General features: G+C 73.4%; 11 protein-coding genes. 10 read left to right on the top strand and 1 reads right to left on the bottom strand.

Going from position 1 to position 11,889, the window contains the following annotated elements; all coding sequences use genetic code 11:
• The first annotated feature begins 1 nt into the window (after position 1).
• The 8 genes from ACH4NX_RS26630 (at position 2) to ACH4NX_RS26595 (ending at position 9,189) form a co-directional block, all read left to right on the top strand.
• The gene (locus tag ACH4NX_RS26630) at positions 2-1,267 is read left to right on the top strand and encodes a cytochrome P450 (RefSeq protein ID WP_398128954.1); all 1,266 of its coding nucleotides are present in this window, start codon (positions 2-4) and stop codon (positions 1,265-1,267) included.
• Positions 1,264-2,097 (top strand): thioesterase II family protein, encoded by an 834-nt coding sequence (locus tag ACH4NX_RS26625; RefSeq protein ID WP_398128953.1) that lies wholly within the window; start codon positions 1,264-1,266, stop codon positions 2,095-2,097. The genes ACH4NX_RS26630 and ACH4NX_RS26625 overlap by 4 nt, the downstream gene beginning before the upstream one ends.
• 73 nt (positions 2,098-2,170) lie before the next feature.
• Entirely contained in the window at positions 2,171-2,899 is a 729-nt protein-coding gene (locus ACH4NX_RS26620) for a class I SAM-dependent methyltransferase (RefSeq protein WP_398128952.1), read from the top strand.
• Positions 2,896-4,716, top strand: coding sequence for an ABC transporter ATP-binding protein (locus ACH4NX_RS26615; protein ID WP_351395232.1), 1,821 nt, complete (start codon positions 2,896-2,898; stop codon positions 4,714-4,716). The genes ACH4NX_RS26620 and ACH4NX_RS26615 overlap by 4 nt, the downstream gene beginning before the upstream one ends.
• Positions 4,713-6,470, top strand: a complete 1,758-nt coding sequence (locus ACH4NX_RS26610) for an ABC transporter ATP-binding protein (protein ID WP_398128951.1) — start codon at positions 4,713-4,715, stop codon at positions 6,468-6,470. The genes ACH4NX_RS26615 and ACH4NX_RS26610 overlap by 4 nt, the downstream gene beginning before the upstream one ends.
• A gap of 59 nt (positions 6,471-6,529) precedes the next feature.
• Positions 6,530-7,927 carry a salicylate synthase gene (locus ACH4NX_RS26605; protein WP_398128950.1) on the top strand — a complete coding sequence of 466 codons (1,398 nt, stop codon included), beginning with the start codon at positions 6,530-6,532 and terminating at the stop codon, positions 7,925-7,927.
• A gap of 126 nt (positions 7,928-8,053) precedes the next feature.
• Positions 8,054-8,809 carry a HipA family kinase gene (locus ACH4NX_RS26600; protein ID WP_398128949.1) on the top strand — a complete coding sequence of 252 codons (756 nt, stop codon included), beginning with the start codon at positions 8,054-8,056 and terminating at the stop codon, positions 8,807-8,809.
• Positions 8,806-9,189 (top strand): DUF3037 domain-containing protein, encoded by a 384-nt coding sequence (locus ACH4NX_RS26595; RefSeq protein ID WP_351395221.1) that lies wholly within the window; start codon positions 8,806-8,808, stop codon positions 9,187-9,189. The genes ACH4NX_RS26600 and ACH4NX_RS26595 overlap by 4 nt, the downstream gene beginning before the upstream one ends.
• A 21-nt stretch (positions 9,190-9,210) precedes the next feature.
• Here the strand turns inward: ACH4NX_RS26595 and ACH4NX_RS26590 are convergent, their stop codons facing one another.
• On the bottom strand, positions 9,211-10,008 hold the full coding sequence (locus ACH4NX_RS26590) for a hypothetical protein (protein WP_398128948.1): 798 nt from the start codon (positions 10,006-10,008) through the stop codon (positions 9,211-9,213).
• 272 nt (positions 10,009-10,280) lie between these two features.
• Between ACH4NX_RS26590 and fabG the strand changes: the two genes are divergently transcribed.
• Complete coding sequence (gene fabG / locus ACH4NX_RS26585) at positions 10,281-11,042, top strand: 3-oxoacyl-ACP reductase FabG (protein WP_351395215.1); 762 nt, start codon at positions 10,281-10,283, stop codon at positions 11,040-11,042.
• A gap of 42 nt (positions 11,043-11,084) precedes the next feature.
• A complete protein-coding gene (locus ACH4NX_RS26580) occupies positions 11,085-11,846 on the top strand; it encodes an SDR family oxidoreductase (RefSeq protein WP_398128947.1) in 762 nt (253 codons plus the stop codon).
• The last annotated feature ends 43 nt before the right edge of the window (positions 11,847-11,889 follow it).

Genomic DNA, 11,889 nt, shown 5'->3' with positions numbered 1-11,889 from the left:
CATGACGAACCCCGCACCCCCGACGGCGTCCGGCACCCCCGACGAGACCGCCGTCGACGCCGCCCCGACCCTGGCCGCCCCGCCCCGTGACTTCCCGGTCCGGCGCGGCTGCCCCTTCACCGCACCCGCGGAGTACGCCGCCATGCGTACCGACGACCCGGTCGCCCGCGTCACCCTGCCGACCAAGCGGGAGGCCTGGGTGGTGACCCGCTACGACGACGTGCGCGAACTGCTCTCCGACCCGCGCGTCAGCGCCGACATCCGCCGCCCCGACTTTCCCGCTCTCGGAGAGGGCGAGCAGGAGGCCGGGGCCAGGTTCCGTCCGTTCATCCGCACCGACGCGCCCGAGCACACCCGTTACCGGCGGATGCTCCTGCCGGCGTTCACGGTGCGCCGGGTCCGCGCGATGCGGCCCGCCGTACAGGCACGGGTGGACGAGATCCTGGACGGCATGCTGGACGCCGGCGGTCCGGTGGACTTCGTGACCGTGTACGCCAACGCCGTCTCCACGTCGGTGATCTGCGAACTGCTCGGCATCCCGCGGCACGACCTGGAGTTCTTCCGGGACGTCACCAGGATCTCCGGTTCCCGCGACAGCACCGCGGAACAGGTCTCCGAGGCTCTCGGCGGCCTCTTCGGACTGCTCGCCGAGCTGATCGCCGAGCGGCGGGAGGAACCCCGCGACGACCTGATCTCCAAGCTCGTCACCGAGCACCTGGTCCCCGGCGGCGTGACGATGGACCAGCTGCTGTCCACGCTCGGCATCACGGTCAACGCCGGCCGTGAGACCACCACCAGCATGATCGCCCTGAGCACCCTGCTCCTCCTGGACCGGCCGGCGTTGCTGGAGGAACTGCGCCACAACCCCTCCCTGATGCCCGCGGCCGTCGACGAACTCCTGCGCGTCCTGTCCGTCGCCGACTCCATCCCGCTGCGCGTCGCCGCCGAGGACATCGAGCTGTCCGGCCGCACCGTCCCCGCCGACGACGGTGTCATCGCCCTCCTCGCCGGGGCCAACCACGACCCCGAGCAGTTCGACGACCCCGAGCGGGTCGACTTCCACCGCACGGACAACCACCACGTCGCGTTCGGCTACGGCGTGCACCAGTGCGTCGGACAGCACCTGGCGCGGCTGGAACTGGAGGTCGCCCTGGAAACGCTGATCCGCCGCCTCCCCACCCTGCGCCTGGCCGGGGACCGGGACCAGGTCGTCGTCAAGCACGACTCGGCCACCTTCGGCCTCGAGGAACTGATGGTGACCTGGTGACCGCCTCCCTCCCGCCGACCGCCTCCGCCCGCGCCGCGCGTGCCGACAGCCCGTGGGTCAGGTCGTGGAACGAGGGCCCCGCCGCCCGGCTCACGCTGATCTGCCTGCCGCACGCCGGCGGCAGCGCGGGCTTCTACCGGCCCTGGGCGGCGCTGATGCCCCCCGAGGTCGCACTCGTCGGCATCCAGTACCCGGGCCGCGAGGACCGCTTCGACGACCCGGAGAGCGCCGGCATGGGCGAGCTGGTGACCGCGGTGGCGGACGCCGTGCTGCCGCTGCTCGACCGGCCGTACGCCCTCTTCGGGCACAGCATGGGCTCCGCCGTGGCCTGGGAACTGGCCCACGAACTGGACCGCCGCCAGGCCCCGGGCCCACGCCGGCTCTTCGCGTCGGGCCGCGCCGCCCCCGGGGAGGCGGTGACCGGACAACTGCACCGCCAGGACGACGACGTCCTGTGCGCGGAACTGAGCCGCCTCGGCGGCACCAGCCGTGAGGTCCTCGACGACCCCGGGCTGCGCTCCCTGATCCTCAGGGCCGTGCGCCACGACTACCGGATCATCGAGACCCACCGGCCCGAGGAACGGCCGCCGCTGTCCTGTCCGATCCACGTGCTGACCGGCGGCGCCGACCCGGAGCTCGGTGAGGAGCGCGGCCGCGCCCGGGCCGGCGGCTGGGCGGACCTCACCACCGCCCGCACCGAGGTCCGCGTCTTCCCCGGCGACCACTTCTACCTCACTCCGCGACGCCGTGAGGTGGTCGCCACCGTCCTGCGCAGGATGGACCCCTCGCTGACCACGGACGGCCGGCGCACCTGGCCGAGCACCCCGTGAGCCCCCGTCCCCCGGCCGCTCCCACCCGGCCGGTTACGTCCGCCGCCGGCATCCGTCCCGCCTGGAGACCATCGTGATCGACTACTACTCGACCTCGGCCGAGTTCTACGAGCTGGTCGCCACCCGGCACACCGCCAGCAGCGGCCCCCCGCTGTCCCGCGTCCTCGCCGGTCTGGACGTGTCGCACGGCCCCGTCCTGGAGATCGGCGCGGGCACCGGACGTGTGACCGAGGTCATCGCCGCCGCACTCCCCGACGCGGAGATCCTCGCCGCCGAGCCGTCGGCCACCATGCGGGCCATGCTCACCTCCCGGGTCGCCCGCGACCCGGACCTGCGGCGCCGGGTGACGGTGGCCGACGGCGCCGCTCAGGACCTCGTCCTTCCCGAACGGCTCTCCGCGGTCGTCGTCTTCGGCGTGGCCGGTCATCTCACCGTCCCCGAACGCGTGGCGCTGTGGAAGCGGCTCGCGGCCCGCCTGCCGGACGGCGCGCCCATCGTCGTGGAGCTGATGGGCGTCTCCTCGCCCCGCGTCATCCCTCCGGTGATGTCCCTGAGGGAGACCATCGGACGCCAGACGTACGAGTGGTGGATCGGCGGCGAACCCATCGAGGGCGACGCCATGCGGTTCACCACGACCTGGAAGGTCCTGCGCGACGGCCGCACCGTGCGCGAGGTCGCCGACAGCTACGACTGGCACACCTTCGACGTCGCCCGGCTGGCCCGCGAGGCAGGCATGACCAGCCGCCGCGTCACCGAGGCGGGCGGCCGGCCCATCCCCGAAATCGGAGTACTCGTCAAGTGAAGTCACAGCCTCCCGAGTCCGGCCCGGACCCGGTGACCCAGGGCCCGGCGGCCCCCGGCGCGGGCACCGCGGCACCCCCGCGCCCGCTTCGCGCGCTGGCCGAACCCGTCCGGGGCCGACTCGCCGTCGCCGTCGGCCTCCAGACCGTCGCGGCCCTCGCCTCAGTGGTGCCGTTCATCGCCGTCTCCGAGATCGCCGACCGTCTCACCGGAGGGAACCCTGCCGACGGTGACGCCCTGTGGCCGATGGTCGTGCTGGCCTGCGCGGCGGGGCTGCTCGCCCTGGTGTGCGGCACGGCGGCCGGCGCCCTCGCCCACGTCGCCGACAACGACCTCCAGCTCGCCCTCCGCCGCCGCCTCGCCCGGCACATCGGGCGGCTGCCGCTCGGCCGGCTCACCGACCGGGGCACCGGCGAGGTCAAGCAGGCGGTGCAGGACGACGTGAGCGCGCTGCACACGCTGTTCGCCCACACCCTGCTCGACGTCGTCGCGGTGCTCACCGCGCCCGTGCCTGCCCTGGTCTACCTGTTCACCGTCGACTGGCGTCTCGCCCTGGTCGCGGTCGTGCCCCTGTCGCTCGGCGTGTTCCTGTTCAGCCGGGCCATGGCGGGCGCGGCGGCGCAGATGGCCGAGTTCGGCGCGGCGCTGGGGCGGATCTCCGCCGCCGCCGTGGAGTTCGCGTCCGGCATCGCCGTCTTCAAGAGCTTCGGGCGCGGAGGCAGGGCCCACGAGCGCTTCGTCGACGCGACCGAGGGCTTCGCCGACTTCTTCTCCCGCTGGGTCCGGTCCACCCTGGTCACATCCACCGCCGCCGTGCTGGTGGTCGCCCCGGCCGTGGTCCTGCTCCTGCTGACCGTGGTGGGCACGGTGCTCGTCACCCAGGACTGGATGACCGGCGCCGAACTCGTCCCCTTCCTGCTGCTCGGTCCCGCCGTCGCCGCCCCCATGGGCGTCGTCGGACCCCGCATCCAGCAGATCCGGGCCGGCCAGGCCGCCGCCGTACGCGTCACGGAGCTGCTCCACGCCCCCACGCTCCCCGAGCCCGCGGACCCCGTTCTGCCGGACGGCCACCACGTCTCCCTGCGCGGGGTGTCCTTCTCCTACGACGGGCGGACCGACGTCCTCAGCGACGTCGACCTCGACCTCGCGCCCGGCACGGTCACCGCGCTGGTCGGTCCCTCCGGCTCCGGCAAGTCGACCCTGGCGTCGCTGCTGCCCCGTTTCCACGACGTCACAGCCGGCACGGTGACCCTCGGCGGTGCCGACCTGAGAGACATCCCCGCGACCGAGCTGTACCGCCGGGTCGGCTTCGTCCTCCAGGACGTACGGCTGCTGCGGGCGAGCGTCGCCGACAACATCCGCCTCGGCCGTCCGGAGGCCACCGACGAGGAAGTCGAGCGGTGCGCCCGCGCCGCCCGTATCCACGACCGCGTCATGGCCCTGCCCGACGGCTACACGACCGGACTGGGCACGGCCGTCACGCTCTCCGGCGGCGAGGCACAACGCCTCTCCATCGCGAGAGCCCTGCTCGCCGACGCCCCGGTCCTCGTACTCGACGAGGCGACCGCGTACGCCGACCCGCACTCCGAGGCGCTGATCCAGGACGCGCTGTCCGCGCTCGCGGCCGGCCGCACCCTGCTCGTCATCGCCCACCGGCTGTCGACCGTCCGCTCCGCCGACCACATCGTGGTGCTGGAGGACGGACGCGTCACCGAACAGGGCCGCCACGACGACCTGCTGGCCGCCCGGGGCCGTTACGCCACGCTGTGGGACGCCCAGGGCAGCGCGGACGACATCCGAGAGGGAAGTGCACGATGATCCGTCAGCTCTACCGGGTCCTGGGACCGGAAGGCTCCCGCCCGCTCAACCGGCTGCTCCTCCTCCAGTGCGGCGCGGCCGTCCTGCAGGGTGTGGCCTTCGCCCTCCTGGTGCCCGTCCTGCGGACCCTGCTCGGCCCGGAACCCGACGACGTGTGGCCCTGGCTGACGGTGTTCGTCGTCTGCGCGCTCGCGCACGCCGTGCTCCAGGGCGCGGCCATCAGCGGCGGGTTCACGGTCGGTTCCCAGCTCTCCCGGGTCCTGCACCGCCGTCTGGCGGACCAGGCACTGCGCCTGCCGCTGGGCTGGTTCACCGCCGGCCGCGCAGCCGAGTTCAGCAGGCTCGCCGGGCAGAACGTCATCCAGGTGATGAGCACACCGGCCCACCTGCTGCGCCCGTTCATCAGCTCCCTGCTCACCCCGGCGACGCTGGTGATCGCCACCTTCTTCTTCGACGTCCGCACCGCCCTGGTGCTGCTGGTCTGCGCGCCCGTGCTGTTCGCCGTCCAGCGGGCGAGTACGGCCGTGATGCGCCGGCTCGACCTCGGCCGTGACGCCGCGATCGGCGAGTCCGCGGACCGGGTCCTGGAGTACGCGCGCAACCAGCCGGTACTGAGGGCGTTCGGCCGGACCGCCGAGGGACACGGAGCGCTGGACGACGCCCTGGTGGCCGAGGCGCGCGCGGACCGGCGGCTCATCGCCCGGGGGCTGCCCGGCCTGGTCTCGTTCTCGTTCGCCACCCGGCTCGTGTTCGCCCTGCTGCTCGCCCTGGGCGTGTCCTGGCAGCTCGACGGATCGCTCACCGTGCCCACCCTGCTGGCGCTTCTCGTGCTCCTGGTCCGCCTGATCGACAGTGTGTCGTCCGCCGCCGAGGCCGGCGCCGGCCTGCGCATCGCCCGCAACACCCTGGACCGCCTCGGCGCGGTCCTCGACGAACCACCGTTCCCCCAGCCGGCCGAGCCGAAGACACCGCGCGACGCGAGCGTGGAGTTCGCCGGCGTCGGCTTCCGCTACGACGCCGGCCCGGCACAGGGGGCGGGCGCACGTCCGGTCCTGAAGGACGTGACCTTCCGCCTGCCCGAGCGCAGCATGACGGCCCTGGTCGGGCCCTCCGGCGCGGGCAAGACCACGATCGCCGGACTGCTCACCCGGTTCCGGGACACCACCGAGGGCACGGTCCGCATCGGCGGCGTCGACGTACGCGAGATCGGCGCCGACGACCTCGCGGCCCACGTCTCCCTCGTCTTCCAGGACGTGTACCTCTTCGACGGCACGATCGAGGAGAACGTCCGCATCGCCGCCCCCGGCGCGAGCCCCGGCGAACTGGCCGAGGCCGCCGCCCTGTCCGGGCTGGACCGCGTGATCGCGGAGCTGCCCGGGGGATGGGCCACCAAGGTGGGGGAGGGCGGCGCACGTCTGTCCGGCGGCCAGCGGCAACGCGTGTCCGTCGCCCGCGCGCTCCTCAAGGACGCCCCGATCCTCGTCCTCGACGAGGCCACCGCCGCCCTCGACCAGGAGAACGAGGCGCTGTTCGCACAGGCCGTGCGGACGTTGGCGGACCGCAAGACCCTCCTGGTCGTCGCGCACCGGCTGAGCACCGTCGTGAACGCCGACCGGATCCTCGTCCTGGAGGACGGCGAGATCACCGAACAGGGCACGCACGACGACCTGGTGGCGAAGAACGGCACGTACGCCTCCTTCTGGGAACGGCGGACGCGGGCCCACGGCTGGCGACTGGAGACGGCACCGTCATGACTCCTCACCCGGCATCGGCGTTCGACCCGGACCCAGCGGCAGAGAGAAGGCACGACACGATGAGCACCGGACCCCACAGCACCTGGGAGGCATGGGCGAGGTCCGTCCCACCGCTCGCCCGCACCGGCACCCGGGAGCCCAGCCACGACCCGGCGGCCACCGCCACCCGCCTCGCACAGGCGGGACTGGCCGGCCAGTACGTGGTGTACGAGGGGGAAGGCGGAACATGGCACTTCGCGGCGGGCTCCGACGCGAGTGTCACCGCGGGCGCCACCGGCATCACCGCGCGGGCCGCCGGACGTACCTGGACCTCGCGCACCGGCCAGGAGCCACTGGCGGCGTTCGCCACCGCCCTGTCCGCCCTGCGCGAAGAGAGCGACGAAGGACGCCGCTTCTACGGCTGGGCCGCCTTCGAACTCGCCCACCTCCTTCACGCGGACCCCGAGGCGGCCGGAGACCGGCCCCTGCTGCACGCGCTGATCCCGTCCGTCGAGGTGACGCTCACCGGCGAGCGGACGGTCGTCCGCGCCGTGGACGAGGCATGGGCGCGCAAGGTCACCGACCTGCTCGCGGAGCCCACGCCCGGGCGGACCTCCTGCGAGGAGCCGACGCGGGAGAGGACCGAGGGCGTCATCTCCGTGGGCACCGCCGCCTACGGCCAGGCGGTCTCCCGCACGGTCGGGGACATTCGCGCCGGGCTGCTGGAGAAGGCCGTGGTCTCCCGGAAGGTCCCGTTGCCCGCCGAACCCCGCCCGGACTTCCCCGCGACGTACCTCGCGGGTCGCCGGGCCAACACACCGGCACGTTCCTACCTGCTGGATCTCGGCGGCTACCGGGCCGCCGGGTTCAGCCCCGAGACCGTTCTCGAGGTCGGGGACGACGGGCGGGTCAGCACACAGCCGCTCGCGGGCACCCGCGCCCTGGGCGCCGACCCGGCGGAGAACGAACGCCGGCGCGCGGAACTGCTCAGCGACCCCAAGGAGATACACGAGCACGCCGTGTCCGTACGCCTGGCCTGGGACGAGATGGCCGCCGTGTGCCGCCCCGGCACCGTCGTGGTCGAGGAGTACATGTCGGTCCGCCCACGAGGATCGGTGCAGCACCTTGCCTCACGGGTGACGGGCCGGCTCCGCCCGGACGCCGGACCGTGGGACGCCTTCGCCTCCCTCTTCCCGGCGATAACCGCCACCGGGGTCTCGAAACGCGCCGCGCTCGAGACCCTGGCCCGCCACGAGGAAGGGCCACGGGGCCTGTACGGCGGCGCGGTGTTCCGGGGGAGCACGCGCGGCGCCCTGGACGCCGCCCTCGTCCTGCGCACGCTCATCGGCACGGAGGACGAGGCGTGGCTGCGGGCGGGCGCGGGGGTCACCGCCCAGTCCAGCCCCGAACGGGAGATCGAGGAGACCTGCGAGAAACTCCGCAGCGTCGCCCCGTATCTGCGGTTCTCCACGGAATGACCCGGGGCGGGACAGCCGAAGAGGCGTCGGGCAGGGCGGGCGGCGGGCGCGTACCGCACCGATGATCACGGTCGGTTACTATGCACACTTCGTACGCGAGGCCCGAGGGGCAGGCTGGCTTCAGGGATGCTGAGAGATGTCACCGCCACCCGTTTCATCACGCCCTTGCGCGAGGGCGGCTCACTGCCGGGACTCGTCGAGGCCGACGACCTCGGCACGTACGTCCTGAAGTTCACCGGCGCGGGGCAGGGCCGCAAGACGCTCGTCGCCGAGGTGGTCTGCGGGGAACTCGCCCGCAGGCTGGGCTTCCGGGTGCCGCGTCTCGTGACGGTCGGCCTCGATCCGGTGCTCGGTCTCGGCGAACCCGACCAACAGGTGCAGGAACTGCTCAAGACGAGCGGCGGCACCAATCTCGGCATGGACTTCCTCTCCGGCGCGCTCGGCTTCGACCCGCTCGCCTTCGAGGTGAGCGCCGAGGAGGCGGGGCGCGTCGTCTGGTTCGACGCGCTGGTGAACAACGTCGACCGGTCCTGGCGCAACCCCAACCTGCTGCGGTGGCGCGGCGAGGTGTGGCTCATCGATCACGGCGCGACCATGATCTGGCACCACAACTGGCCGGGCGCCGAGGCCTCCGCCGCCCGGCCGTACGACACCTCCGACCACGCCCTCGCGCGCTTCGCGCCGGACGTCCGCTCGGCCGCCGCCGCGCTCGCGCCCCTGGTCACCGAGGACCTCCTCGCCGAGGTCACCGCCGAGATCCCCGACGTCTGGCTGCTGGACGAACCGGGCTTCGCCACCCCCGACGACCTCCGACGCGCCTACGCCGGGCCCCTGCTCGCTCGGGCCGCGACCATCCACGAACGCGTCAAGGGGGACCGGTGAGCGACCGCCACGTCTTCGAGTACGCGCTGCTGCGCGTCGTACCCCGCGTCGAACGCGGGGAGCGTGTCAACGCCGGCGTGCTCCTGTACTGCCGGGGCAGGTCCTACGTCGGGGCCCGCACCCACCTCGACGAGACCCGGCTGCTGGCCCTCGACCCTGCGGTGGACCTGCCCGGCGTGCGCGCCGCCCTGCGTGCCGTCGAGGGTGTGTGCGCCGGCGGCGACGCGGCGGGCCAGGCGGCCGGCGACGACCCCGGCCGCCGCTTCCGCTGGCTGATCGCTCCCCGTTCCACCATCGTCCGGCCCGGCCCCGTCCACACCGGCCTCACGACCGACCCGGCAGCCGAGATCGAACGGCTCCTCGACCTGCTGGTGCGCTAGCCGTGCTTCGCGCGCCCTGCCTCAGATGTGCCGGCGGCGCCTGATCGCGTAGCCCCCCGCGAGCGCGGCGCTTGTCACGAAGCCCAGCCCGAGGCCGATGTCCCGGCCGCTCGGCCCGGTACCCGAGGCACCGCCGACTCCGCCCTGCGTGCCGAGCGTCGGCGCGACGGTGGGAGAGGCGGTGGGCACCGGCGTGGTGGTGGCCGGGGCCGGCGGGGTCGGGGTGGGACGAGGCAGCGAGGTCGCGGAGATGGTCGGGAGCGAGGCCCGCCTCGGCGGTGCCGCGCCGGCCGCGCCTCCGTCCGCCTTCCCGGCGGCGTCGATCCCGCCCTGGTCGAGCCGGTCCTCGTCACGACGGCCCTGGTCCGTCCCGCCCTGGCCGGCGTCCTGGCCGGCGCCGCCCTGTTCGGGGCGGCCCGGGTCGTATCCGCCCTCGTCCATCCCGCCCTCGTCCATCCCGCCCTCGTCGCTTCCTCCCGAGTCGTTTCCGCCCTCGTCGGGCCGGTACTCGTCGAGCCGGCCCGCGTCGAGGGCGCCCTGTTCGAGCCGGCCCTCGTCGGCTCCGCTTCCGTCGGGTCGACCTCCGTCGGGTCGATCCCCGTCGGACAGGTCTCCGGTGAGAGCGTCCGGATCGAAGGCGTCGGGGGTGAACGGGTCCGGTTCGAACGGGTCGACCGGGTCGCTGCCGAGGGCGGACCGGGACGCCTTGTGGTGGGTGAGGTCCCAGGAGTCCGGTCCCTGGGAGTGTGCGGGGTGGGCCAGCGGCACGATCGCGGCGATCGCGACGGCTATGCCTGCGGCACCGGTACGACGGCGCATGGACGCCTCCTTTTCCGGCCACGAGTGGCTCGCGCTTCGACGCTAGGGCGCCGGTGGCGCGAGGGCCCGCAGCGCTGGGCCGATCGGGTTGGCCGGACGCGGTGCCGCCCCCCGGGAGCCCAGGTAATGGATCACACCGGCGCGGTGTCCCGTTGACACCGGGTGCCAGGGCTTCTAGCGTCACGTCTGCGGAAGGTACTAAGCGGTCGCTCACCCAGGGCGCACCGCGACACTCCGCACGGGCCGCATCCCCAGGACGAGGAGAAGCAGCAATGTCCACCACTGAGCAGCGGGTCGCCGTAGTCACCGGAGCCGCGCGCGGCATCGGCGCCGCCACCGCCGTACGACTGGCCGCCGAGGGCCGTGCCGTCGCCGTCATCGACCTCGACGAGGCCGCCTGCAAGGACACCGTCGAGAAGATCACCGCGGCCGGCGGCAAGGCGATCGCGGTCGGCTGCGACGTCTCCGACGAGTCGCAGGTCGAGGCAGCCGTCGCGCGGATCGCCGAGGAGCTGGGCGCGCCGGTGATCCTCGTCAACAACGCGGGGGTGCTGCGCGACAACCTGCTGTTCAAGATGAGCGTCTCCGACTGGGACACCGTCATGAACGTGCACCTGCGCGGCGCCTTCCTGATGTCGAAGGCCTGCCAGAAGCACATGGTGGACGCCGGCTTCGGCCGCATCGTCAACCTGTCCTCCTCGTCGGCGCTCGGCAACCGCGGCCAGGTCAACTACTCCGCCGCCAAGGCCGGTATGCAGGGCTTCACCAAGACTCTCGCCAAGGAGCTCGGCAAGTTCGGCGTCACCGCCAACTCCGTCGCCCCCGGCTTCATCGCGACCGAGATGACCAAGGCCACCGCCGACCGCGTGGGCATGGGCTTCGACGACTTCAAGGCCGCCGCCGCCACGCAGATCCCGGTGGCGCGCGTCGGCGAGCCCGACGACATCGCCAACGCCATCGCCTTCTTCACCGGCGAGGCGGCCGGCTTCGTCTCCGGCCAGGTGCTGTACGTGGCCGGCGGACCGCTCGACTAGGGAACGCGGAGACTAGGGACACTGGGACTAGGGACCACTGACATGACTGAACTCCCCGAGCTCTCCGGCAAGGTCGCCCTCGTCACGGGCGCCAGCCGCGGCATCGGCTACGGCGTCGCCGAGGCGCTCGTCGCGCGCGGTGACCGCGTCTGCATCACCGGCCGGGGCGAGGACGCCCTCAAGGAAGCCGTCGGCAGGCTCGGCCCGGACCGGGTCATCGGCGTCGCCGGCAAGGCGCACGACGAGGCCCACCAGGCCGTCGCCGTCGAGCGCACGATGGAGGCCTTCGGCCGCGTCGACTTCCTGGTCAACAACGCCGGCACCAACCCGGTGTTCGGGCCGATCGCCGACCTCGACCTGAACGTCGCGCGCAAGGTCTTCGAGACCAACGTGGTCTCGGCGCTCGGCTTCGCCCAGCGCACCTGGCACGCCTGGCAGAAGGACAACGGCGGCGCGATCGTCAACATCGCCTCCGTCGCGGGCCTGTCGCCCTCGCCCTTCATCGCCGCCTACGGCGTCAGCAAGGCCGCGCTGATCAACCTCACGGCGCAGCTGGCGCACGAGTTCGCGCCCGGGGTGCGGGTCAACGCGATCGCCCCGGCCGTCGTGAAGACCAAGTTCGCCGCCGCCCTGTACGAGGGCCGCGAGGAGGAGGCCGCCGCGGGCTACCCGCTGGGCCGGCTCGGCGTGCCCTCCGACATCGGGGGCGCCGCCGCGTTCCTCACCTCGGAGCAGTCCGGCTGGGTCACCGGTCAGACGCTCGTGGTCGACGGCGGCGTCTTCCTGAACGCCGGCGTGGCCTGATCCCGGCTGCCGCCCCCACCCCAGGACCGGTCCCGGACACGGG

Source organism: Streptomyces sp. NPDC017225, assembly GCF_044331465.1.
GTDB lineage: Bacteria > Actinomycetota > Actinomycetes > Streptomycetales > Streptomycetaceae > Streptomyces.
The sequence above is the reverse complement of the archived record's forward strand: the minus strand, read 5'-3'. Positions and strand labels throughout refer to the sequence as shown.

What these genes read in the sequence shown, in the direction of transcription:
- ACH4NX_RS26630 (WP_398128954.1), top strand. Translation starts at nt 2, where the DNA reads ATGACGAACCCCGCACCCCCGACGGCGTCCGGCACCCCCGACGAGACC.
- ACH4NX_RS26610 (WP_398128951.1), top strand. Translation starts at nt 4,713, where the DNA reads ATGATCCGTCAGCTCTACCGGGTCCTGGGACCGGAAGGCTCCCGCCCG.
- ACH4NX_RS26605 (WP_398128950.1), top strand. Translation starts at nt 6,530, where the DNA reads ATGAGCACCGGACCCCACAGCACCTGGGAGGCATGGGCGAGGTCCGTC.
- ACH4NX_RS26600 (WP_398128949.1), top strand. Translation starts at nt 8,054, where the DNA reads ATGCTGAGAGATGTCACCGCCACCCGTTTCATCACGCCCTTGCGCGAG.
- ACH4NX_RS26590 (WP_398128948.1), bottom strand. Translation starts at nt 10,008, where the DNA reads ATGCGCCGTCGTACCGGTGCCGCAGGCATAGCCGTCGCGATCGCCGCG.
- fabG (WP_351395215.1), top strand. Translation starts at nt 10,281, where the DNA reads ATGTCCACCACTGAGCAGCGGGTCGCCGTAGTCACCGGAGCCGCGCGC.
- ACH4NX_RS26580 (WP_398128947.1), top strand. Translation starts at nt 11,085, where the DNA reads ATGACTGAACTCCCCGAGCTCTCCGGCAAGGTCGCCCTCGTCACGGGC.